Raw genomic sequence first — 22,402 nt, 5'->3', positions numbered from 1 at the left:
AGAGCAGCCGCAGTGGACAACACTGACCTCCTCAGTCAAACTTCATAAACCAAAAAAAATATTATGAAATAAGATTCTCAAGGGGGATTTATGTCCGGTCGACTATATGTATTGCTAATGCTTGGTGTGAGCACACTGTTAACAGCCTGCGCGTCAAACCATGTTGCCAACAGCGAGCAGATTGAAATGCGCGCTATGGAGCAGGCTGGCAATGCTGACATCACACCGAAAGACGCGATTCAACGCGCGTCAGAGGCTTACGAGAAAGCCATCGCTGATGAATTACTGTTTTATGCGCCGTCTCATATGGAGAATGCAAAGGCGAAACTCTCACAGGCGATCAAGACGAATCACACCGCCAAAGCCCCTGAAGACGAAGTAGAAGCGCTGAGCGCGGCTTTCGCTGCCAGCAAATTGGTCGCTGATGCGTACACCAATAGAGAAAATGTAGAGACGCATTTGAGCAAGGTGTTGGAGCACCGTGAAGTTCTGCTGGAGGTGCAGTCCGATAACGTGCATCCAAAGCTGTTCCGCAAAGCGGTCAATCAACTGGAAGGCTTGATCAGGGATATTGAAGGCGGCCAGCTGGCGAAGGCAAAAGACAAAGAGGCGTCGGTGCTGGCGTACTACGCCAAAGTTGAAATTGAGACCATGAAGACGCAGCATCTCAGTAAGGCTGTTGAGAAACTGGGCGAAGCCGAGTCCATTGGAGCTGATGAAAATGCTCAGCTTACCTTTGAAAAGGCGGAAGAGGCTGTCGACTACGCCAACAACTTTATAGAAGCCAACTATCGAGACCGCGACGGCATAAAGCGCGTGTGTCACAAGGCTCTGGTCGCTGCTAAACATGCATACTATGTTGCGGAAGAGTCAGCCAGGCTGGTTGAAATAGGGGAGAAAGAAGCAGAGCAGTATGTGCTCTACATTGGATCCTTGTTGCAGCGAGTTAATGAAAATGTCGGTATAGCGGATTTTCAGGCCTTGCCTCTCAGAGAGCAGGCGCGAGAGCTGGCTGAGGCCTTCAAGATCGAAGCCCGCAAGCGTGAAACTCTATCAGAGCGCGAGCTGAACGAGGTGGACGCGGTAACTGAAGAAGAAAACCAAGCAATAATGTAAGTAAGTTGCTGCGAGCCGGGTACCGCGTTACCCCCCGGCCTTGGTAAACCTGAACACTGCGCGGGATTGTTCGGTCCACTCGCTGATAGCAGTTGTCACTGTGCCGTTTACAATGACTGCAGCAAATGCCCGCCATCGACCGGCAGTGCCACACCGGTCATAAACGATCCGGCTTCGCTGGCCAGCAGTAGCAGTGGGCCGCTCAACTCGTCCAGTTGGCCGAGCCGTTGCGGCGGAATCCTGTTCAGATAGCTTTTGCCTTTGTCAGTCTGAAAAAAATCGCTGTTTAGCTCAGTTTCAAAATAGCCGGGGCACAGTGCATTGACGCGTATATTTTTGCGCCACAGTTCCAGTGCCTGGGTTTTGGTGAGCTGTACTACGCCGGCTTTGGCGGTCGCGTAAAAAGTCTGATCGAGCCCGGGTTGCAAGCCGAGGATGGAGGCGACATTGATAATGCTGCCGCCGCGCTGGGCCTTAACCAATCGGCGCGCGGCTTCTTGGGCAACACGCCACACCGCTTTGAGATTGGTGTCCATAGTGAAATCCCAGCCTGCTTCGTCGCCATCGAGGAAGCGGCTTGGCGCCGCGACACCGGCGTTATTGACCAGAATATCAACCGTGTCAAAGTGGGTTTCGGCGGCATCGAAGGCCGCGCTGATGGAATCGGCGTCGGTGACATCCATGGCCGCTGCCAAGGCTTCTCCGCCGCTCTGGGTAATTGCGTTGACCAGCGAATGCAGCCGGTCAACGCGGCGTGCGCCGACCACCACGCGTGCACCAGCCTGCGCCAACACTTTGGCAAAATGCTCGCCGAGGCCGCTGGATGCACCGGTAACCAAGGCTACTCGGCCCGACAGTGAAAAGTTGTCCATCAGTAAATTTCCTTAACCGTTTTCTGCGGTTGCCAGACCCAGCTCTGCGAGCGGGCGGGCAAGCGCGCCATAGGCGGTGGCTTTGTCGCTGGATGCATTGCCGTCCAGCGCCCGTTTCTGGATTCCCTGCAAAATGGCGCTTAAGCGGAAAAATGAAAACGCCAGATAAAAGGTCCAGTGGTCAATGCAGTCAATGCCGCGGCGCTCGCAATAGCGCGCGACGTAATCTTCTTCGGTGGGAATCCCCAGTGCTGTTCGATCGATATCGCCCAGGCCGGGTATGGCCGCATCGGAGGGAATGCGCCACTGCATGCACTGGTACGCCAGGTCAGCGTAGGGATGGCCGAGGGTGGATAGCTCCCAGTCCAGGAGGGATACTACCCGATTCTCACTGGGGTGAAACATCATGTTGTCGAGGCGAAAGTCGCCGTGATTGATGCACACCAAACCATCGTCTTTAGGCTTGTTTGCTTCCAGCCACTGTATCAGGTCTTCCATGGCGGGTATGTGTTCAGTCTCGCTGGCACGGTACTGCGTGGTCCAGCGACCAAGCTGGCGTTCAAAATAATTGCCGGGCTTGCCGTAGTCAGCCAAACCAACAGTGGCAGGGGATACGCTGTGTAGATCGGCTAACACCTGGTTCATGGCGTCATAGATTGCCGTGCGGTCGGCTCTGGATTGCTCCGGCAGGGCAGCGTTCCAGAAGATACGGCCTTCGACGAAATCCATCACGTAAAACATGGAGCCAATGATTGATTCATCTTCACACAGCACACGCATGGCTGGTACCGGTACTGGTGTGTCGGCCAACGCACGCATCACGCGAAACTCGCGGTCTACCGCGTGGGCTGACTTGAGTAAATTGCCCGGCGGCTTGCGCCGCAGTACATAACGGCCAGTTTCAGCGGTGATGAGGTAAGTGGGGTTGGATTGGCCCCCGGCAAATTTTTCGGCGTTGATGGGGCCGCGAAAACCTTCGATATGGTGTTCCAGGTAGGCGGTAAGCGCCTCTGTATCCAGTTCGAAACCGGTCATGGTTATCTTCCTCAGGCAGAATAGCGGTCGATGATTTTCTTGCCCAATGCCATTTGATGGACTTGGTCAGGACCATCGGCCTGACGACACCAGCGGGCATAGTTGAAGGCTTCGGCCATAAAGTAGTCTTCGGTCAGGCCGCCGGCGCCATGTAACTGCATACAGCGATCAATAACCGTCTGTACCAGCAGCGGTATGGTGGTCTTGGTGGCCGCGATCATGTCGACTGAGGCAGGCACGCCTTCGCGGTCTATTTTGTCGCAGGTTTTCAGTACCAGCAGCCGGCCCATTTCGATTTCGGAGAAGCTTCTGGAGATATCCTCGCGCACTGACTGGTGTTTGCTCAAGGGACGCCCAAACGTGCTGCGCGACACTGCTCGCTGGCAGGCAAGCTCCAGCGCGCGCTGGGCAGCACCAATCAGTCGCATGCAGTGATGCATGCGGCCAGGTCCGAGTCTGCTCTGGGCGATTTCGAAACCGCGGCCTTCGCCCAGCAGTACGTTGTCGGCGGGTACCCGTACATTGTCGAAGACCAGCTCCGCATGCCCAATGGGGGCGTCATCGTAGCCCAGCGTGGTTAGCGGTCGAATGATTTGTAGTCCGGGTGTGTTCTTTGGGACCAGTACCTGAGTTTGTTGCAGGTGGCGATTGGGGTTCTCCGGGTCGGATTTGCCCATCACGATGAAAATCTTGGTGCGTTCGTACATCGCGCCGGTAATAAACCATTTACGACCATTGAGTACCCATTCGTCACCGTCGCGCTCGATACTAAGCTCAATGTTGGTTGCGTCGCTGGATGCCACCTGTGGCTCAGTCATGGCATAGGATGAACGGATCTCGCCGGCCAACAGAGGCTTTAGCCACTGTTCTTTTTGCGCCTGGGTACCAAAATTCATCAACACTTCCATATTGCCCGTGTCGGGCGCGTTGCAGTTAAACACCTCGGGGCTCCACTGTACGCGCCCCATCAGTTCGGCCAGCGGCGCATAGTCGCTGAAACTCAGTCCGTCGTGATCGGCGTAATGCGCGTGGGAGGGTGGGATAAACAGGTTCCACAGCCCCTCGGCTTTGGCCTTGGCTTTGAGGTCGTCCATGATGGGCAGCGCGGCAAAGCGGTTGTTTGCGCGATGTAGCTGTTCGGCGTAGGTTTTTTCGTTGGGGTAAATGTGCTTGTCGAAAAATACCTGCAAGCGAGCCAGAAGTTCTTGGGTTTGGGCTGACGGTGAAAAATCCATGCAAAGTCCTCGCGCGTGTCTGGTGGATCGTGGCCGGTGGGCTCTCGCAGGCCGCTCTAGCCAGTCGGGTTTGTCAGGTGTAGGTAATCAGTCGGCTATCGTCCGGGCTCTCCAGGTGAGGCACGGCGTTAAACGTGTTCAGGCGCAGGAGCTTCTGGTTACCGTAGTAGCGGGTAATGCCAGTGTTAAGGGCCTGCAGGTTGAGGTTGACCATGTTTTCCACGCTTAACTGCAGTGTCTCGCGAACCACCGCGCTGATAGGGCCGCCGGAACTGACGACCAGAACTCGGCCGCGGGGTTCGGTTAGTGCTGACAAGGTGCCTCTTACCCGCGATTCAAATGCCGCCCAGTCTTCTGCCACATCGATCAGTTCGCCGCGATTCCAGGCCAGCAAGGCATCGCGCAGGCAGCCGTAAAAGGCGCGTGCGTCTCGCGTGTCTACATTCGTATCCGGGTTGAGGGCCCGATAGGCGGTGACCAATGCGTGAAAATCAAACTCGTTGAGCCCGGGCAATTCTGTTGCCGGGGGCTGTTCTGACAGGGCCTCCAGCACACCCGCCAGTGTTTCCCGGTGGCGGCGCATGGTGCCGGTAAATATGGCATCGAAGGTCATCTGGCGGCGCACAAAGTAATCGCCGAGCAGGCGGGATTGCTCCCAGCCCACTTCGGTGAGCCGGTCGTAGTCATCGGTGCCAAAGGCCGCCTGGCCGTGTCGCACCATCAAAATCTCAGCCATTGCAGTGCTCCTGTGTAGGGGGAATCAGGATAGGGTGATTATTGTTATTAGTTAAATTGATTATTTTTATGGCCTACTATAATACGGGCTTATGATATATGACCTATGAACCTGTCCCGACTCGATCTCAATCTGTTTATTGTGTTTGACGCAGTCTACGCCCAGCAGAGTTTGACCCGGGCGGCGGAGGTGCTGCATGTCACACAACCCGCAGTGAGTAATTCGCTGGCGCGGTTGCGTGAGCTTTTCGATGACCCCCTGTTTGTGCGCAGCAAGGGTGGCGTGCGCCCCACACCGCTGGCCCGGCAGCTGATCGAGCCGGTGCGGGCCGCGCTGGCTACGCTGAATGATTGTGTCAGTGCCCGCCTGGATTTCGACCCCGCAGTGGCGCAGCAGACCTTCCGCCTCCACGCTACTGAACAGGCCGAGTTCAATCTATTGCCGGCGCTATTACGTGCGCTGACCCGGCTGGCACCGGGGGTGCATCTTGAAGTGGTGTTTTTAAGTCGCCGCGAGGTACCCCTGGCTCTGGCCAGTGGTGAGCTGCAGCTGGCGCTGGATGCGCCTCTGCTCAATCACCCAGAGCTGCTTAGTAGTCCCCTTTACAGTGATCAGTATGTCTGTGCCTTTCGCGCGGGGCATCCGCTGGCTGGGGAACCCTTGACCCTGTCGCGCTATCTGGCCGCCGAACATATACACGTCTCCAGTCGTCTCAAGGGCAGTGGCCACGTGGATCTCGCTCTGCGGTCTATTGGTCAGCGCCGCCGCATTGCTTTGCGCTTGCAGCACTATGGTGCCTTGCCGGGGATACTGGAAGATTCGGATCTGGTGGCATCGATACCGGCAGGACTGGCCAGAACCTGGGGCTTAACAGTGACGGAATTGCCTTTTGAGACCGCGGCCACTGACCTGCACCTGTTCTGGCACAGAACGGCAGATCACGACCCGGCAATCATCTGGATGCGAGAGTTGATTAGTTCGCTGCAGTAAGGGTTAGTTGGCTATTGGGGTGCTGCGCAACATCGGTTTTCGAAATTGAAATGCGCGAACGTAGTCGATGATCTGATCTTTCGGCAGTGCCGGTGAAAAGTAGAAGCCTTGCACATAGCGGCAGTTCATACCCTGCAGGATAGCGAGCTGTCCTGCGGTTTCCACCCCTTCGGCGACCACATCTATTTTCAGGCTGTGGGCCATGGAAATGATGGCTTTGACCAAGGCTCGGGCTTCGAAGTCAGTTTCAATGCCGTGTACAAAGGATTTGTCGATTTTCACAATATCCACCGGGAATTTGCGCAGATAGCTCAGCGATGAGAAGCCGGTACCGAAATCGTCAATGGCAATTTTGATACCGGCGTTGCGCAGTTCGCACAGCTGGTCGATGGTTTCCGGCTGATCCTGCATCAGCAGATTTTCGGTGATTTCCACGGTGATATTCGGAAACTGGTCCTGCACTTTGAGGGTGTTCAGTACCGACTGGTGGTGGCGTCGTTCATCGGCAAATTCGCGCGTTGATTTATTGAAGGCAAGCGCCAAATGCCCGCCTGTTTCCCGGTTGATGTCAGCAAGATCCTGGCAAGACTTGAGCATAACGTACTGGCCGAGTTCGGCAATCATGCCGGTTTCTTCGGCAATGGGAATGAATTCAGCAGGCGAAATCGACCCCCAGCGCAGCAAGGCTTCGCATTTGGCTACTTGGCCGGAGCGAATATCGATAATCGGCTGGTAGTGCACGCTCAGCTCATCGTTTTGCAGGGCACACGCCAATTGCGTATGTAATGAGTGGCGACGATCGGCCTCCAACTGCATGGATTCGGTAAAAAAGCGCACAGTATTGCGACCGGCCGCTTTGGCCGCGTACATAGCCTGGTCTGCATGCTGCAGTAGTGTGGTCACATCGCGACCGTCTTCGGGAAACAGGCTGACCCCAATGCTGGCGGTGGTAAATACCTGATGGCCATCGATCACTGCGGGGGCGTGCAGTGACTGCACCAGGTTGTCAGCAATCAGTGCGCAGTGACGTGTGCCCTTGATACCGTCCAGTAATATGGTGAACTCGTCACCTCCCAGGCGGGCTACCGTGTCCGAGCCACGCACGGCGTGGCGGAAACGCTGGCCTATTTCAGCCAGCAGGGCATCGCCGGCACTGTGACCCAAAGAGTCATTGATGTTCTTGAAGTGATCCAGGTCGATAAACAGCACGGCCAGGTTACGCCGTTCCCGGTGGCTGGATTGCAGCGCGTGCGCAAGGCGCTCAGTAAACAGGTTGCGATTGGGCAGATTGGTGACCGGGTCGAACATGGCCTGCCGGGCAATGGTGGCATCGGCGCGCCGGATGGCTGAAATATCCTGCACTACCCCCTGCAACAGAACGACCTCATTGCCCTCCCAAACGGGCTCGATCATGTGGCGCAGCCAGATATTGCTCCGACCACCCTCATTGATCAGCAGCTCAAAGTGCTGTGCCTCGCCAGTTTGAATGGCTTCCTGGATGCGATGTTCAACGATTCGGCGATTGGCTTCATCGTAACGATCCAGCCAACGGCGTGGCCGCTCATCGATCAGTGGAATGGGCGACACACCGTGCAGGCGGAATACCTCGCTGGACACGTATTCCTGACCATTACGCAGATCTAGCTCCCAGCCACCCACGTCGGCGATGCGACCGACTCGTCGCAGTATGCCTTCGTTGCGCTGCAGCTTGGAATCTACTTCATGGCTGGACTGAAACTGACGGATAACCGTATACAAGATCAGTGAGGCGATGCCTGTGGTCAGCAACCCCACCAGCTTGAGCCATTGAATCAGAGGCGGATAGTTACCCCAGCCGCCGATGGGTGTGGCGGCGATTTCCCACTCCACGGCACCAAGTGAGACGGGCATGATGACCGGGTCAGTCGCAAATACCCGCTCTGCCCCAAAAAAGGCGCGCGAGCTTTCGCCGGTGAAGCGCTGGTTGCCGTGCCGCAGTGCTATATCGATCAGCAAATGCTGGGCGTTCAGCCCCACATTGTCGAGCAGGCCGTCAAAATCTATGGGCGCTGATACGATGCCCCAGAACGTGTGTTCCCCAGAGGTCACGTCATTCAAAAATACCGGCGCCCGACCGATGATCGCCCGTCCACCCTGAACGAGCTCCAGTGGACCGGCAACCACCAGACTGCGGCTGTCTCGGGCAAGTTCCACCATAGGACGCTGGACTTCATTGCGGTGGTAGTTCAGCCCGATAGCCTTTTGATTGCCGGCCAGCGGGTAGATCATTTTGATAGTGAGATCCGGCGCGGCTGCGATATTGATAAGCAGCGGCTCAAGATCAATCAGCGTGCCGACAAAATCGCTGAAGCGTTGTTGGTCGACCGTGGGCTCTGCGCTGATCATTCCCACGACCGATCGCAGCAGAGCGAAATTGCGGTGTATTACCTCTTCGAGCTTTTGCCGGTATTGAACAATTTCATTCCAGACATCACGGCGTTGAGAATCCAGGTAGCTTGCTTTCAGCTGGTGCTCAACAATCCAGATTACCGGGATAAGTACGCTGGCCAGTACCAGTGGCGCGCTGATTCTGGCGGGCAACATCAATACCGCGATGGTCAGTACGATTACGGCGCAGATAGCGCCGACGATCCAATTCCATCGGCTCTCAGCGGGAAGCTGATTGGCAACAGGCGAGAAAAACAGCGACTCGCCAGGGTAGGAGCCAGCAACCAGCCCAGCAGTTTTCAGCAGATGGTGGCTTTGTTGCCAACGCTCTGGTTCATTCTGACCAATGCGGACATTGGGATAGAACATATACTCCGGGCTTTGGCGGGCAAACGCGGCGTTGTAATGTTCGGCAGAGGCGTAGTGCACCTGATAACGCGGCAAGGATGAGATCTTTGCTGCCATTTCATCCCGGTGCTGCATGGCGTATTCCCAACCACGTAGGCTTGCCTGCACAAAGCGTTGAACCGCATCCGGGGAGCGGTCGATGACCCGCTGATGGGTGTACAGGGTGTCGCCGTAGAAAACGCGCTCAGCGTCGGCTATGTTGAGGCGTCGAATGGCCAGCCCCCGTTCGTAAGCAGCTTCCTGGGCCGAAACGCCGTAGGTCAGCAAAGCGTCGGCGCGACCATTCAAAAGGGTGTCCAGCGTGAGGGGTTCGTCCACCAGCTGTGGTGGTGTCAGGCGTGATTGCCGGCTGCCCAACAGGGCCTGAAACTCGCGGGTGATATAGTCGTCCCGGTTGACGGCAATTCGCAGACCGGCAAGATCTCGCAGCGAGCGAAGCTTGGTATTTGCCAACGTCACGATGGCTCCGGGGGTTTTCTGGAAAACCGGAGCCAATATAACCAACGCATGCCCTTTGTCGCGCCCGGCAAGGATGTCTACTCCGCCAATGGCGAAATCTGCAGAACCCTGAATAAGTGCTGCCTGTGGAGCCGTGTACTGACCATCTTTTGCAAAGGCTGAGCGCAGTGTTACCTCCAGTCCGGCTTCCTTGTAGTAACCCTGCCACAGCGCGGCATAGTAGCCTGCAAACTGGAACTCATGCTCCCATTTCAGCTGCAATACCATGCGCTCGGCCGCGGCCACGGGCAGTGCGAGCACGAGCATAAGCATGGTGAATATGTGAATCAGCGGTTTGAACAAAAGAAAAATACCTGCATTACCCCATTGTTTAGTTTATTCACCCTGGGGTATACAACCATCGCGACTTCTACCTACTTATGGCTCTTTCATCCAGCGCCTGATCCGGGCATCATGCGCCCCAATCAGTAAGAAGGAAGTATTTCGCCGTGCCTGTGTTGACCGCTCGTGAACTCGAATTTTCTGTGGGGCAGCAGATTCTGCTGGATCGTGCCAGCCTGCAGCTCGATCCCGGTGAGCGGGTTTGTCTGGTCGGGCACAACGGCTCGGGTAAATCGACTCTGCTCTCGATTATTGAGGGGACGCTGGCTGCCGATGGGGGCGAAGTGGCCTTGCAACCCGAGGCCACCATCGCGAGCATGCCTCAGGCCCCTCTGGAGATGGCAGCCGATACCACGGTCTACGACGCTGTGGCAGCCGGCCTGCGAGAGACCGGAGAACTGTTGCGCCAGTATGAACAGGCCGCGCGCCAGGCCGATATGATGGCGCTGGCCCGCTGCCAAGAGCAGTTGGAAGCGAGCGGCGGCTGGCACTTTCATCGCGCCATCGAGCAAACCCTCGATCGACTTAAACTCAATGGCGATACGCTGGTGGCGGAGCTCTCTGGCGGTTGGCGGCGGCGGGTGGCGCTGGCCCGTGCGCTGGTTGCGGAGCCGGATATTCTGCTGCTCGACGAACCGACTAACCATCTGGATATTGCCGCGATCGAATGGCTAGAGCAGACCGTGTTGAATTACCGGGGGGCGGTACTGTTTATCACCCACGACCGCGCCTTGATTGACCGGTTGGCAACCCGCATTGTGCTGCTGGATCGTGGTCACCTGAAAAGCTATCCAGGTAACTACACTGAGTTTATGACGCGCCGCGCCGAGGATCTGCGGATAGAGGAAGAGCAGAATGCGCTTTTCGACAAGCGCCTGGCCGACGAAGAGCGCTGGATACGCACGGGTATTAAAGCACGGCGCACCCGCAATGAGGGGCGGGTGCGAGCCCTCAAACGATTGCGCGAAGAATATGCGCAACGCCGCAGTGTGCAGGGCAGTGCCCGTCTGTCGGTGGAGCAAGCGGCATCCAGCGGCAAGCTGGTGGCGGAACTCACCGGGGTCGGCCATGGCTACAACGGCACGCCTTTAATACGCGATCTCGACCTGATTATCAGTCGGGGCGACAAACTGGCTCTGATAGGCCCTAACGGTGTCGGCAAGACCACGTTACTGCGGTTGATTGTGGGGGAGCTTGAACCCAACGAAGGTACGGTCCGGCGTGGCAGCAAGCAGCAGATAGCCTATTTTGACCAGATGCGCTCGGTGCTCGATGACAACAAAACCGTGGTCGACGTGGTCGGGCAGGGGAGAGAAAGCCTGACCGTCAATGGTAAACAGAAACATATCATCAGCTATCTCGGTGATTTTCTGTTTACTGCTGAACGGGCGCGGTCGCAGATACGCGTGTTGTCTGGCGGAGAGCGGGCGCGAGTGATACTCGCCCTGTTATTCAGCCAGCCCGCCAACATTTTGGTGCTGGACGAACCGACTAACGATCTCGATATGGAGACACTGGAGCTGCTGGAAGAGCTGTTGATGGAGTTCGAAGGCACCGTGCTGTTGGTGAGCCACGACCGGGCGTTTGTCGACAATGTCGCCAGCGCCTGTCTGTTGTTCGAAGGCAACGGCCGAGTCGATAATTTTGTGGGCGGCTACAGTGACATTCCCGCCCAGCGCGTAAAGGCGGCATTTGCGCCGGCGGTAGAAGCCACGCCGTCGCCTGCGTCAAAAACCGCGCCGGTTGCAACAAAACCGGCACCTGCCAAAACCAAACTCAGTTACAAACTGCAGCGCGAACTCGATGCACTGCCGGACCGGATTAGCGAGCTGGAAAGCGAGATAGAGCAGCTCAATGCGCGTAGCCTGGAAGCCGACTTTGGCAGCCTGCCTCACGATGAGCTTAACGCCCATTGGCAGCGGATGACCGAGTGCCAACAGGCGCTGGATGAGGCCATGGAGCGCTGGCTCGAACTCTCGGAGCTGTAGGGAAAATTACGGATTTTCTGACCACGCCCAGGCGCTATGCTATAGCGGTTAGTGACTGAGCGGTTGTCATGAGTATCAAGCTGTTTCTGAAAGTGCGTCCAAAAGCATCACCGCTGCAGGGGGAAGTCTGCAACGCTTCTCTGGGCGGCGATTATGTGGTGACCCTTAGGGCCGATACGCCGCCTTCTTGCCTCGCCAGCGCTGCCTTCGATGCGGTGCTGAAATTCTATCAAGTCAATAATGGCGAAGATTTCAACGTGAACGCACGCGATGATAAAGGTCGCATTGTGCTCGACACTGAGCTGCCGGATTACGGTGCGATGGCAGAGTACGCCCTCGATGCCAAACGATTGGACTCTGCCGCGCCGCCGGTGTCCTGACCACCGAGCTTCGTGTTCAGTGCGGTTGTCGATGTTTCCAACCGATTAACGTTCGGGCGCTTCTGCACGGTAGCGCTAATTACAGCACGACCACCGCGGCATTGACCGCCATGATCAGCAGCACCACCGAACTCAACGCAAACAGTGTCAGTCGAAGCATGACTTTGTTGATCGTTGCGTGCACCAGGCTATGCACAACGCGCAGTCCTACATAGACCCAAGCCAGGGTGACGTTGATGGTGCCGGCGCTGCCAATAAAGGCCCAGACAAAGGCGGTGGCGTAGAAGATGGTCGGGTGCTCCATCAAGTGATTGTAATTATCGGCCTTCCACTGAATTTGTTTGGGCATTAGCCCTGCCAGCTCCGCGGTGCGCTCGCCTTTCTGCGGGTGCACCCGGTTTTTCCGTAGGTAGGGAATGCGGGTCAGCGCCATCCAGCCCAGTACAAAGCAGGTCCAGAGTACGAGAGCCATTACCGGGGCGAGTATGGGGTCGGGTAGTGTCATTAGCGTTCTCCGCAGCAGGTATTGTTATCGGTGCAGAGAGGGTAGGCCGGTGAACAGGATTGGGCAAGGGGGGCGGCTGCAGAAAGCCCGTGCGCCGGATGCAGTGCACCCGGCGCGTGCTACTTAGTCAAAGGGGTGGCGCAGCACGATGGTCTCGACACGGTCCGGGCCGGTGGAAATGATATCGATGGGCACACCCACGAGCTCTTCTATGCGCTGAATGTAGTCGCGCGCATTCTGCGGCAGCTCTTCCAAGGTTTTGGCGCCCAATGTGGTTTCGCTCCAGCCGGGCAGTTCTTCGTAAACGGGTTCCAGAGTGCTGTAATCGTCGCAGTCGATGGGGGCGGGAATGACGTCGCCAGCAGCGTTCTTGTAGCCGGTACAAACGCGCACCACTTCCAGTCCGTCGAGGACATCAAGCTTGGTCAGGCAGATACCGGAAATGCTGTTGATCAGTACCGACTGACGTAGGGCAACGGCGTCAAACCAGCCGCAGCGGCGGGCGCGACCGGTGGTGGCACCGAATTCGTGGCCTTTGGCGGCCAGGTGCTTGCCCACATCGTCGAACAGCTCGGTGGGGAAGGGGCCGGAGCCGACACGGGTGGTGTAGGCTTTGGTAATGCCCAGTACGTAATCCAGATACAACGGGCCGAAGCCGCTACCGGTGGCGGTGCCGCCGGCGGTTGTGTTGGATGAGGTCACAAACGGGTAGGTGCCGTGATCGATATCCAGCAGCGAGCCTTGAGCGCCCTCAAACAGGATTTTCTGATCGTCCAGGCGATAGTCGTGCAGTAGTTTAGTGACGTCTGCCACCATGGGCAGCAACTGTTTGGCCATTTCCAGCGCGTCGTCGAGGGTCTTTTGATAATCGACGGCTTCAACCTTGAAGTAGTTGGTCAGCACAAAGTTGTGATAATCCATGACTTCGCGCAGCTTAGTGGCAAAACGCTCGGGATGCATAAGGTCACCCAAGCGCAGGCCGCGACGAGCGACCTTGTCCTCATAGGCTGGGCCTATGCCGCGCCCGGTAGTGCCGATCTTGGCTTCGCCCTTGGCCAATTCGCGGGCCTTATCCAGCGCAACGTGGTAGGGCAGAATCAACGGGCAGGATGGGCTCAGTCGCAGGCGTTCACGCACCGGTACATTTTTGGCTTCCAACTCACCAATTTCTTTGAGCAGGGCATCGGGGGCCAGCACGACACCGTTACCGATCAAGCAGGTTACACCTTCGCGCAATACGCCGGAGGGAATCAGGTGCAGTACGGTTTTTTCACCACCAATCACCAGAGTGTGGCCGGCGTTGTGGCCACCCTGAAAACGAGCCACGATGGCAGCCTGATCGGTCAGCAGGTCAACAATCTTGCCCTTGCCCTCATCGCCCCACTGGGTACCGAGCACCACGACGTTTTTGTTCATTGAATCCATCTCAAAAAATTACAGAAAAACACTCAGCGCGGCACTACTTGCCAGTCGCCATCTTTGAACACCAACTCGCGTGTGCAAGCCGGCACCTGGGTATCGCCCGGTAGGGCAAAAACTATCTGTTCGCCACTGGCGCGCAGTGCCTGTACTTTGTGCCAGAGATCCGGGTTCTTGCTGTTTGGTGCAAGAATGGCGGAGCCTGCTTCGCAGTCTGGCAGCAGGGCCAGCAGGGCTTTCAGGTCAATGCTGAACCCGGTTGCCGGGCGCGCCCGGCCAAAGACACGGCCAATATCGTCATAGCGCCCGCCCGAGGCCAGCGCCCGGTCGCAATCGCTGGACAGGGCAGAGAACACCGCGCCGGTGTGGTAGTGATAGCCGCGCAATTCGGCCAGATCAAAATACAGTGCAACGCCGGGAAAGCGAGCCTGGACATCGGCTGCCAGCTGGTCGACGGCTTCAATGGCGGCCACGGCGCGCGGATAGGCCTTGAGGGCTTCGCGACCGCGCGCCAGAATGCTGGCGTCCCCGTGCAATTCCGCGAGCACAGCCAGCGCCTGCTTGATGCTGTCGTCTAACGGAAGCTCTGCCAGCAGTGCCTGCAGCTCTGCGGCGGCCTTGCGTTGCAGGATGGAGAAGTAGCGCTGTTCAGTGGCCTCATCGAGGCCGGATACCACGGCGGCGTAAATACCAACGTGGCCCAGATCCAGGGTCAGGTTCTGGACGCCGGCAACGGTCAGTGTCTGCAGCATCAGGCTGATGATTTCCAGATCACTGTCGGTGCTGGCGTCACCGTAGAGCTCGGCTCCCAGTTGAATGGGGGAGCGGGAGGCCAGCGGTGATTTTGGTCGGGTATGCAGTACGCTGCCCGCATAACAGAGCCGGGTTACACCGTCGCGACCGAGGCTGTGGGCGTCGATACGCGCCGCCTGCGGTGTGATGTCAGCGCGCAGGCCCATCATGCGGCCAGTGAGTTGATCGGTTACCCTGAAGGTTTGCAGATCAATGTCGCTGCCAAGGCCCACCAGCAGTGATTCGGTGTATTCCAGTAAGGGTGGGATGACCAGTTCGTAGCCCCAGCTCTGGTAGAGATCCAGCAGTTGGCGCCGCAGATGCTCAACCTTGGCCGCATCTTTTGGCAGCAGTTCCTCTACCCCGTCGGGCAGCAACCAGCGGTCGGCTATGGTCATAGGGATTCCGTTTTACTCTATCGTACCCAATACAGCAGGGCCAGACCGGACAGCATGCTGACCAGCCCCACTATGCGAATCTGTTTGTCGTCGGTGCGGGCAATGTTGAGCACGACCGCGCGCCATTGGCCCGGGCTGATGAAGGGCATGAGGCCCTCTATAACCAGTACCAGACTGAAGGCAATTGCCAGCTCCTGCCACATGCTTTCGTTCCACACAAACACAAAAAAACCGCGCAGCCCTTCACCGTAAAACGGTAAGCACTGCCCGGTTGCGCGATTGTAACATGATCCGGCGCCGATGTTAGCGCTTGCTGTTGACGCCTTCGTTCAGATATTTGAAGAATTCACCCTCTGAATCTACCACCAGGATGTCATCCTTGCCTTTGAAGGAATCCCTGTAGGCCGCCAGACTGCGCATGAAGTTGTAAAACTCCGGGTCGCGTGAGTAGGCCTGGGCGTAAATTTCGGCAGCGCGGGCGTCGCCGTCACCGCGAATGCGCTCGGCATCTCGGTAGGCATTGGCCTCGATCACCGTGCGCTCGCGGTCGGCAGCGGCGCGGATGAATTCTGCCTGCTCGCGACCGGTGGAGCGGTGCTCGCGGGCTTCACGTTCGCGTTCGGACTTCATCCGGTCGAAGACCGACTGGCTGACCTGCTCTGGTAGATCGATACGCTTGACCCGGATATCCACCACTTCGATACCGAATTCGGTAGTGGCGATCTGGTTCAGTTTATGGGTCAGTTCCACCATCAGCAGGTCCCGCTCGCCGGATACCACTTCGTGAACCGTGCGCTCACCAAACTGGTTGCGCAGTCCGTCATTGATACGCTGGGCCAGCAGGCGGTGGGCCCGGGCCTCTTCGCCGTTGGTGGCGGTGTAAAACTTGAAGGTGTCGATAACCCGCCATTTGGCGTAGAAATCCACGTCCAGCGGTTTCTTCTCAACGGTGAGGAAGCGCTCGGGCTGGGAGTCCAGGGTGAGAATGCGGCGATCAAATTTGCGCACCACGTGCATCAATGGAACCTTGAAGTGCAGGCCCTTCTCGATATCTGGCACTGCCACTTCACCGAACTTCAGCAGTACACCGCGCTCGGTTTCCTTGATCACGTAGAGGGTCTGGAAGCCAAGCATGACGGCGAGGCCAACCAGTATCAGTATGCCTAATCCACGGTTATTCATGATCAACGGCCCTCCCGACGACGTGACTGGGTTTCGCGGCGCAGCTGATCGACCACGCGGTTGGTCAGCTCCTCAATATCGATATTGTCGATGCTGCCGCTACCGCTGCCGCCGTTGCGATTAGCTATGCGATCCAGGGGCAGGTAAAGCATGTTGTTGCCGCCTTTGACGTCAACCATCACTTTGGTGCTGTTGCTGTAGACGTCTTGCATGGCATCGATGTAGAGGCGGCGGCGGGTAACTTCCGGCGCCTTCTTGTATTCCGTCAGCAGCTTGGTAAAGCGTGCGGCCTCACCCTCAGCGCGAGCGGTCACCTGATCGCGATAGGCGTTGGCCTCCTCCAGCTGACGCTGAGCGGCACCGCGCGCTTCCGGGATGATGGTGTTGGCGTAGGCTTCAGCTTCGTTTTTCAATCGTGATTTGTCTTCCTTGGCACGGGTTACGTCGTCAAAGGCGTCCTGCACCTGGGCCGGTGCTCGGGATTCCTTGATGTTTACCTCCGATACCAGAATGCCGGTCTCGTAGTTGTCGAGATAGTTCTGAAGACGCTGCTTCACATCGACGGCCATTTTTTCCCGGCCGGCGGTAATGACGTCATCCATGGACGAACCACCCACCACGTGGCGCAGTGCGCTTTCCATGGCCTGTTCAAGGCTGTGCTCGGGGTTGCGCACTTTCAGCAGGAAGTGTGCGGGGTCCGATACGGTGTACTGTACCGACATGGGTACATCGACGATGTTCTCGTCTTCGGTCAGCATCGACGCGCGGTGTTCAGCCTGGCGAACCTTGGTGACGTTGACCTTTTCCACTATGTCGATCAGCGGGGGGCTCCAGTGCAAGCCGGCCGAATGGGTGGTGTGGTAAACGCCAAGGCGCAGCACCACAGCCTTTTCCTGTTCATCGACTTGATAGAAACCAAATACCGCCCAGATGAAAGCAGCGATTGCCAGGATGGCACCGGCTGAACCCGTGCTAAAGCCGGTGCCTTGGCCTCCAGATCCGCCACTGCCGCCGCCAAAGATGCCGCCGAGCTGTTCTTTGAATTTCTTCAGAGCCTCGTCGAGGTCTGGTGGCCCCTGATTGTTGCCACCCCACGGGTCGTTATTTTTACCACCCGGTTCATTCCAGGCCATGCCCTTCTCCTAAACAATCTAAAATGTCGTCACCAAAAAGCGCTTCGAAGTCTATCAAACTTTGCTGGGGTGGTCGTACCTCAGCGCGGTTGCAGATTTTCCAGCTTTTCTCCTTCCTGGGCGAGTACTCGCATCAGGTCGGCTTTTGGCATGCGTATGTGCAGGGTGCTGCCCTGCTCGTTGTATTCTTCTTCCTGTACCCCGCCGAGTGCGAACAGGCGCGAGCGTAGACGCGATTTTTCCGGGGCCAAAACCACATCGGTATCGACCACGTCGCCGGCGAGCAGTTCGCTCAGGGCTTCCATCAATAGCTCCAGGCCCTTGCCCCGGCGCGCAGACAGCCACACCCGGTAAGGTCTGCCCTGCTCATCGCGGTCTATACGCGGCGCCTGCCCAATCAGGTCAATTTTATTGTAAACCTCGAGCATGGGCAGTTCGTCGGCACCAATTTCTGCCAACACGGCATGCACCTGCCGGCAGTGGTCATCGCGTTCTTCGTCGGCGCAGTCGATGACGTGCACCAGCAAATCTGAACTCACGGCCTCTTCCAGTGTGGCCCGAAAGGCTTCGACCAGTTTGTGTGGCAGGTGGCGAATAAAACCAACTGTGTCAGCCAGCACCACGGGCCCCACGTCTGCCACCTGCAGGCGGCGCAGGGTGGGGTCGAGGGTAGCAAATAGCTGATCGGCTGCGTAGACGCGCGCTTCGGTCAGGGAGTTGAACAGTGTCGATTTGCCCGCGTTGGTGTAGCCCACAAAAGACAGTGTGGGAATTTCGGCTCGCTTGCGGGCGCGCCGCGACTGATCGCGCTGCTTGCGCACTTTCTCCAGCCTCGCTTGGATGCTTTTGATGCGTGCACGCAGCAGGCGACGGTCACTTTCCAGCTGGGTTTCACCGGGGCCGCGCAGGCCGATGCCGCCCTTCTGGCGTTCAAGGTGAGTCCAGCCTCGAATCAGGCGGGTGGACATGTGTTCGAGCTGCGCCAGCTCCACCTGCAATTTACCTTCGTGGGTGCGCGCACGCTGGGCAAAGATATCCAGAATCAGGCCGGTGCGATCGAGCACCCGGCACTGCAGCACCTTTTCCAGGTTTCGTTCCTGACTGGGAGACAGGGAGTGGTTGAATAGCACCAGCTCGGCCTCGTGTTCCACCACAACCTGCCGGATCTCTTCCAGCTTGCCAGACCCGACAAAGGTTTTGGCGTGAGGCATGGGGCGCTGGCCGCGCATGAAATAGACGGGTTCGCCGCCGGCCGAAGTGACCAGCTGCATGAATTCGTCCGGATCTTCGCGCTCGGTTAGCCCATTGAATTCAATGTGCACCAGTACTGCGCGTTCACCGGTATCGGGACGCTCAAATAGCAAGGGGTTCTCCCACAGCACAGCCGCCAGCTGCCCAACGGCGCCAGCGGCTGATAAAGGAGTTCAGCAATGTACAGTCAGAACCAAAGAAAGCAGGTGCCTCAGCTCTCATCGTCTTCCGGCGGGTGCTGCATTGGCAGCCGGACGACGCGCGAGGGCACGACGGTGGAAATGGCGTGCTTGTACACCATTTGGCTGACCGTGTTCTTAAGCAGCACGACAAACTGGTCGAAAGACTCGATCTGTCCTTGAAGCTTGATGCCGTTTACCAGGTAAATGGATACCGGTACTCGTTCCTTACGCAGAATATTAAGGTAAGGGTCTTGTAAGCTATGCCCTTTTGACATGGTGTAGCCTCCTTGAGTGGCCATTGGCCAGAATAAGCGACAGACGGTGGCATGTCCGAATGGAGACCTAAAAAGCAGTTCTCGGACGCCTACGCCTCCCGCAAGCTGAATCAAATAAGACCCGGGTTACGGAATTACTTGAAGTTTAAGGGCTAGTATAGCCCATCCACTGGAAAATCAACATCGCTGAGCTTCTCAAAAAGCGCCGGCAACAAGCTTTCTTCGGCATCTTTCCACAGCAGCCAGTGCAGCGCCGGCCACTTGCGCAGCCAGGTGAACTGGCGCTTGGCAAGTTGGCGGGTGGCCGCCAGCGCTTTGGTCTGCATGTCGCTTTCGCTTATCTCACCGCTGAGATATTCCCAGACTTGCCGATATCCGACAGCGCGAATGGCCGGAAGGTTCCGGTCGAGATCGCCGCGCTGATAAAGCTGCCGAACCTCGTCGACAAAGCCGCTGGCAAACATGGTGGTCAGGCGCTGCTCGATGCGCTGGTGCAATAGGGTCCGCTCCGCAGGTGCCACCGCTAGCTGCAATAGCCGGTAAGGGAGCGCTTGCTCAGCCTGCTGGCGTCGCCAGTGACTGAGGGGGCGCCCGGTGCCGCGGTATACCTCCAGCGCCCGGCAGATGCGTTGCGAGTGATTGGGGTGGAGGTTGGCGGCAGTCTCCGGGTCGCATTGTGTCAGCTCGGCGTGCAGCGCGGGCCAGCCGCTTGTCTTTGCTTGTCGTTCGATGCTTGCGCGGATTGTCGGCTCGATGGGTGGCAGTTCAACCAGTCCGTCCAGCAAGGCCTTGAAATACAGCATGGTGCCACCCACCAGCAGGGGCACCTTGCCCTGTGCGGTGATATCGGCCATCGCTGCCAGCGCATCGCGACGAAAGTCAGCCGCTGTGTAAGGGTTGGCGGGGTCGCGGATGTCTACCAGGCGATGGGGGTAGCGTTGCAGTTCCTGCGCGGTGGGTTTGGCGCTGCCGATATTCAGGCCCCGGTATACCAGGGCAGAATCCACGCTGATGATCTCCGCGTTGAGGTGGTCACACAATTCAAACGCCAGCCGGGTTTTGCCGGAGGCGGTGGGGCCCATCAAGAAAATGGCTGGGGGTAAATCCTCAGCGGCCACGTAGAAACCATTTGTCGAGTTCGGGCAGTGATACCTGCACCCAGGTTGGCCGGCCGTGATTGCATTGGCCGCTGCGTTCGGTCGCTTCCATGTCCCGCAGCAGGGCGTTCATTTCCGGGATGGTGAGTTTGCGGTTAGCGCGTACCGAGCCATGACAGGCCATGGTGGCCAGGATTTCATCGATATGGGCTAGCATCCGATCAGAGCTACCGTATTCCATGAAATCGGCGAGCACGTCGCGAACCAATTGATCCACGTCGCTGTTAGCCAACATCACAGGCAATTCGCGCACGACCAGTGCCTCTTCCCCGGCCCGCTCCACGCGCATGCCCAGCTGGCCGAACATTTCACTGGACTGTTCGGCACAGGCCGCTTCGCGCTCGCTGACGGCAAGGGTCATCGGGACCAGTAGTGGCTGGCTGCGAATGGCCTGATTGTCGCGCGCGGTTTTCATTCGCTCGTAAGTAATGCGCTCGTGGGCGGCGTGGATATCCACCATGACTAAGCCGTGCTCGTTTTCCGCAAGAATATAGACGCCCTTGAGTTGAGCGAGCGCGTAACCCAGCGGCGGTATTTGTTCGTCCTCGGCCGGCGGTGCCATCGCTTGGCTGGATACTGTGGCTGGCATTGCGGTCGGAGCGCGCGATTGTAGTGCGGTATAACCCTGTAGCTGTTCGCGAACATCGCTTTCGCTGACTCTGTTTTCGTATTGCGATGGCCGAAAGCTAATAGGAGCCTGCTGCGGTGCGATCTCTGCCGGTTGTTGCTGGGTTTCCAGGCGCGCGTTGTTGACCTGATCTTCTGGCCGCACCTCGGCCAGCAGGCGATGCAAGTTCCGGAAGATAAAGTCGTGCACGGTGCGGCCATCGCGGAAGCGAACCTCATGCTTGGTGGGATGCACATTGACGTCGACGATCGAAGGGTCGAGTTCCAGATACAGAACGAACGCTGGATGGCGACCGTGGAACAGTACATCCCGATAGGCTTGCCGTACCGCGTGGGCGATCAGCTTGTCCTTGATCATGCGGCCGTTGACGAAAAAGTGCTGCATGTCGGCCTGGCTGCGAGAAAAAGTGGGCAGCGCCACCCAGCCCCACAGCTTCAGGCCAGCCGCTTCGGTTTCGATATGGAGAGCATTTTCCAGAAAGGCCGGGCCGCATACCCGGCTCAGCCGCCGTTCCTGCTCCAGTTGATTGGTAGCCGCTGGCAGACTGTGCACGACACGGCTGTTATGGCGCAGGTTGAACGCCACGTCGTAGCGGCTCAAGGCTAATCGCTTGACCACTTCTTCAAGATGGCCGAATTCGGTTTTTTCGGTGCGCAGAAATTTGCGACGGGCGGGTGTGTTAAAAAACAGGTCGCGCATTTCCACAGTGGTGCCGCGGGGGTGGGGTGCGGGCTTCACGGTGGCCTGCATTTCGCGACCTTCACAGCTTACCTGCCAGCCGGAGCTGGATTCGTCGGTGGCCGAGGTCAGGGTTAGTCGGGCAACCGAGCTGATACTGGCCAAGGCCTCGCCGCGAAAACCAAGGCTGAGAACCTTTTCTAGGTCTTCCAGGTCGCGGATTTTGCTGGTGGCATGGCGGCTCATAGCCAGGGGCAGGTCGTCTTTGTCGATGCCGCCGCCGTTGTCGCGGATACGGATCAGCTTTACGCCGCCGGCCTCCACCTCCAGATCAATACGACTGGCGCCGGCGTCCAGACTGTTTTCCAGAAGTTCCTTGACGACGGAGGCGGGGCGTTCGACCACCTCCCCGGCAGCGATCTGGTTGGCGAGCCGGGGGTTGAGCAATTGAATTCGGGGCATTAGAACAGTATCAGGATTCGGGAATTTTCAGTGTCTGGCCCACCCGTATCTGGGTGTGGGCGAGTTTGTTTTCACGCTGCAGCTGCGTCACGGTGACATCGAAACGGGCAGCAATCTCTGACAGTGTATCACCACTGCTGATTGTGTACTCCCGGGGTTTAATCTCGCCGCGCTTGAGGGCCGCGAGGTAGGTGTCGGGCGGTGGGCTGCGCTTGAAGTGGTTGTCGATGCCGTTGAAGATGGCCCGCGCCATTTTTGCCCGATACCAGTTGGTTGCCAGATTCTTGGCTTCGCCGGGGTTGGAGATAAACCC

General features: G+C 57.7%; 20 protein-coding genes. 4 read left to right on the top strand and 16 right to left on the bottom strand.

From position 1 onward, the window contains the following. The first annotated feature begins 90 nt into the window (after window positions 1–90). On the top strand, window positions 91–1,116 hold the full coding sequence (locus ABYP39_RS05445) for a hypothetical protein (protein ID WP_372781476.1): 1,026 nt from the start codon (window positions 91–93) through the stop codon (window positions 1,114–1,116). A gap of 107 nt (window positions 1,117–1,223) precedes the next feature. Here ABYP39_RS05445 and ABYP39_RS05440 read toward each other — a convergent pair whose 3' ends face one another. The 4 genes from ABYP39_RS05440 to ABYP39_RS05425 form a co-directional block, all read right to left on the bottom strand. Beyond that, the gene (locus ABYP39_RS05440; RefSeq protein WP_372749468.1) at window positions 1,224–1,988 is read right to left on the bottom strand and encodes an SDR family NAD(P)-dependent oxidoreductase; all 765 of its coding nucleotides are present in this window, start codon (window positions 1,986–1,988) and stop codon (window positions 1,224–1,226) included. Between the two features lie 12 nt (window positions 1,989–2,000). After that, window positions 2,001–3,023, bottom strand: a complete 1,023-nt coding sequence (locus ABYP39_RS05435) for a phosphotransferase family protein (protein WP_372781474.1) — start codon at window positions 3,021–3,023, stop codon at window positions 2,001–2,003. A gap of 11 nt (window positions 3,024–3,034) precedes the next feature. After that, the gene (locus tag ABYP39_RS05430; RefSeq protein ID WP_372759213.1) at window positions 3,035–4,258 is read right to left on the bottom strand and encodes an acyl-CoA dehydrogenase family protein; all 1,224 of its coding nucleotides are present in this window, start codon (window positions 4,256–4,258) and stop codon (window positions 3,035–3,037) included. A 73-nt stretch (window positions 4,259–4,331) separates the two neighbouring features. After that, a complete protein-coding gene (locus ABYP39_RS05425) occupies window positions 4,332–4,994 on the bottom strand; it encodes a histidine phosphatase family protein (RefSeq protein ID WP_372749471.1) in 663 nt (220 codons plus the stop codon). Between the two features lie 105 nt (window positions 4,995–5,099). Between ABYP39_RS05425 and ABYP39_RS05420 the strand changes: the two genes are divergently transcribed. After that, window positions 5,100–5,984 (top strand): LysR family transcriptional regulator, encoded by an 885-nt coding sequence (locus tag ABYP39_RS05420; protein ID WP_372749472.1) that lies wholly within the window; start codon window positions 5,100–5,102, stop codon window positions 5,982–5,984. Between the two features lie 3 nt (window positions 5,985–5,987). Here the strand turns inward: ABYP39_RS05420 and ABYP39_RS05415 are convergent, their stop codons facing one another. After that, the gene (locus tag ABYP39_RS05415; protein WP_372781472.1) at window positions 5,988–9,620 is read right to left on the bottom strand and encodes an EAL domain-containing protein; all 3,633 of its coding nucleotides are present in this window, start codon (window positions 9,618–9,620) and stop codon (window positions 5,988–5,990) included. Between the two features lie 146 nt (window positions 9,621–9,766). On the opposite strand from ABYP39_RS05415, the gene ABYP39_RS05410 reads away from it, so the two are divergent. Together ABYP39_RS05410 and ABYP39_RS05405 are read left to right on the top strand one after the other, a co-directional pair. Next, the gene (locus tag ABYP39_RS05410; protein WP_372781470.1) at window positions 9,767–11,647 is read left to right on the top strand and encodes an ATP-binding cassette domain-containing protein; all 1,881 of its coding nucleotides are present in this window, start codon (window positions 9,767–9,769) and stop codon (window positions 11,645–11,647) included. Between the two features lie 68 nt (window positions 11,648–11,715). Continuing rightward, the gene (locus ABYP39_RS05405; RefSeq protein WP_372763751.1) at window positions 11,716–12,027 is read left to right on the top strand and encodes a hypothetical protein; all 312 of its coding nucleotides are present in this window, start codon (window positions 11,716–11,718) and stop codon (window positions 12,025–12,027) included. Window positions 12,028–12,106: 79 nt separating this feature from the next. On the opposite strand, the gene ABYP39_RS05400 is transcribed toward ABYP39_RS05405, so the two are convergent. From ABYP39_RS05400 to ABYP39_RS05350, 11 genes are all read right to left on the bottom strand, one after another. Further along, entirely contained in the window at window positions 12,107–12,532 is a 426-nt protein-coding gene (locus ABYP39_RS05400; RefSeq protein ID WP_372758635.1) for an MAPEG family protein, read from the bottom strand. 123 nt (window positions 12,533–12,655) lie between these two features. Next, window positions 12,656–13,948 (bottom strand): adenylosuccinate synthase, encoded by a 1,293-nt coding sequence (locus ABYP39_RS05395; protein ID WP_372758634.1) that lies wholly within the window; start codon window positions 13,946–13,948, stop codon window positions 12,656–12,658. Between the two features lie 32 nt (window positions 13,949–13,980). Then, window positions 13,981–15,141, bottom strand: a complete 1,161-nt coding sequence (locus ABYP39_RS05390; protein WP_372750484.1) for an ATP phosphoribosyltransferase regulatory subunit — start codon at window positions 15,139–15,141, stop codon at window positions 13,981–13,983. 17 nt (window positions 15,142–15,158) lie between these two features. Beyond that, a complete protein-coding gene (locus ABYP39_RS05385) occupies window positions 15,159–15,344 on the bottom strand; it encodes a DUF2065 domain-containing protein (protein WP_372750485.1) in 186 nt (61 codons plus the stop codon). A gap of 100 nt (window positions 15,345–15,444) precedes the next feature. Further along, a complete protein-coding gene (gene hflC, locus ABYP39_RS05380) occupies window positions 15,445–16,323 on the bottom strand; it encodes a protease modulator HflC (protein WP_372758633.1) in 879 nt (292 codons plus the stop codon). A 2-nt stretch (window positions 16,324–16,325) separates the two neighbouring features. Next, complete coding sequence (gene hflK / locus ABYP39_RS05375; protein ID WP_372781468.1) at window positions 16,326–17,456, bottom strand: FtsH protease activity modulator HflK; 1,131 nt, start codon at window positions 17,454–17,456, stop codon at window positions 16,326–16,328. 80 nt (window positions 17,457–17,536) lie between these two features. After that, window positions 17,537–18,820 (bottom strand): ribosome rescue GTPase HflX, encoded by a 1,284-nt coding sequence (gene hflX, locus ABYP39_RS05370; RefSeq protein ID WP_372749879.1) that lies wholly within the window; start codon window positions 18,818–18,820, stop codon window positions 17,537–17,539. Window positions 18,821–18,918: 98 nt separating this feature from the next. Then, window positions 18,919–19,164 carry an RNA chaperone Hfq gene (hfq, locus tag ABYP39_RS05365; RefSeq protein WP_183411307.1) on the bottom strand — a complete coding sequence of 82 codons (246 nt, stop codon included), beginning with the start codon at window positions 19,162–19,164 and terminating at the stop codon, window positions 18,919–18,921. Window positions 19,165–19,316: 152 nt separating this feature from the next. Beyond that, window positions 19,317–20,246, bottom strand: a complete 930-nt coding sequence (gene miaA / locus ABYP39_RS05360) for a tRNA (adenosine(37)-N6)-dimethylallyltransferase MiaA (protein ID WP_372781466.1) — start codon at window positions 20,244–20,246, stop codon at window positions 19,317–19,319. 25 nt (window positions 20,247–20,271) lie between these two features. Next, window positions 20,272–22,089 carry a DNA mismatch repair endonuclease MutL gene (gene mutL / locus ABYP39_RS05355; protein WP_372759618.1) on the bottom strand — a complete coding sequence of 606 codons (1,818 nt, stop codon included), beginning with the start codon at window positions 22,087–22,089 and terminating at the stop codon, window positions 20,272–20,274. A gap of 10 nt (window positions 22,090–22,099) precedes the next feature. Beyond that, a partial coding sequence (locus ABYP39_RS05350) for a LysM peptidoglycan-binding domain-containing protein (RefSeq protein WP_372781464.1) occupies window positions 22,100–22,402 on the bottom strand: 303 nt, incomplete at its 5' end.

Source organism: Litorivivens sp. (genome assembly GCF_041625495.1).
Taxonomy (GTDB): domain Bacteria; phylum Pseudomonadota; class Gammaproteobacteria; order Pseudomonadales; family Spongiibacteraceae; genus Litorivivens.
The sequence above is the reverse complement of the archived record's forward strand: the minus strand, read 5'-3'. Positions and strand labels throughout refer to the sequence as shown.

Bases quoted from the DNA above. Each gene is read 5' to 3' on its own strand.
- ABYP39_RS05445 (WP_372781476.1), top strand. From the start codon at position 91: ATGTCCGGTCGACTATATGTATTGCTAATGCTTGGTGTGAGCACACTG.
- ABYP39_RS05440 (WP_372749468.1), bottom strand. From the start codon at position 1,988: ATGGACAACTTTTCACTGTCGGGCCGAGTAGCCTTGGTTACCGGTGCA.
- ABYP39_RS05435 (WP_372781474.1), bottom strand. From the start codon at position 3,023: ATGACCGGTTTCGAACTGGATACAGAGGCGCTTACCGCCTACCTGGAA.
- ABYP39_RS05430 (WP_372759213.1), bottom strand. From the start codon at position 4,258: ATGGATTTTTCACCGTCAGCCCAAACCCAAGAACTTCTGGCTCGCTTG.
- ABYP39_RS05425 (WP_372749471.1), bottom strand. From the start codon at position 4,994: ATGGCTGAGATTTTGATGGTGCGACACGGCCAGGCGGCCTTTGGCACC.
- ABYP39_RS05420 (WP_372749472.1), top strand. From the start codon at position 5,100: ATGAACCTGTCCCGACTCGATCTCAATCTGTTTATTGTGTTTGACGCA.
- ABYP39_RS05405 (WP_372763751.1), top strand. From the start codon at position 11,716: ATGAGTATCAAGCTGTTTCTGAAAGTGCGTCCAAAAGCATCACCGCTG.
- ABYP39_RS05400 (WP_372758635.1), bottom strand. From the start codon at position 12,532: ATGACACTACCCGACCCCATACTCGCCCCGGTAATGGCTCTCGTACTC.
- ABYP39_RS05395 (WP_372758634.1), bottom strand. From the start codon at position 13,948: ATGAACAAAAACGTCGTGGTGCTCGGTACCCAGTGGGGCGATGAGGGC.
- ABYP39_RS05390 (WP_372750484.1), bottom strand. From the start codon at position 15,141: ATGACCATAGCCGACCGCTGGTTGCTGCCCGACGGGGTAGAGGAACTG.
- ABYP39_RS05385 (WP_372750485.1), bottom strand. From the start codon at position 15,344: ATGTGGCAGGAGCTGGCAATTGCCTTCAGTCTGGTACTGGTTATAGAG.
- hflC (WP_372758633.1), bottom strand. From the start codon at position 16,323: ATGAATAACCGTGGATTAGGCATACTGATACTGGTTGGCCTCGCCGTC.
- hflK (WP_372781468.1), bottom strand. From the start codon at position 17,456: ATGGCCTGGAATGAACCGGGTGGTAAAAATAACGACCCGTGGGGTGGC.
- hfq (WP_183411307.1), bottom strand. From the start codon at position 19,164: ATGTCAAAAGGGCATAGCTTACAAGACCCTTACCTTAATATTCTGCGT.
- miaA (WP_372781466.1), bottom strand. From the start codon at position 20,246: ATGGGCCCCACCGCCTCCGGCAAAACCCGGCTGGCGTTTGAATTGTGT.
- mutL (WP_372759618.1), bottom strand. From the start codon at position 22,089: ATGCCCCGAATTCAATTGCTCAACCCCCGGCTCGCCAACCAGATCGCT.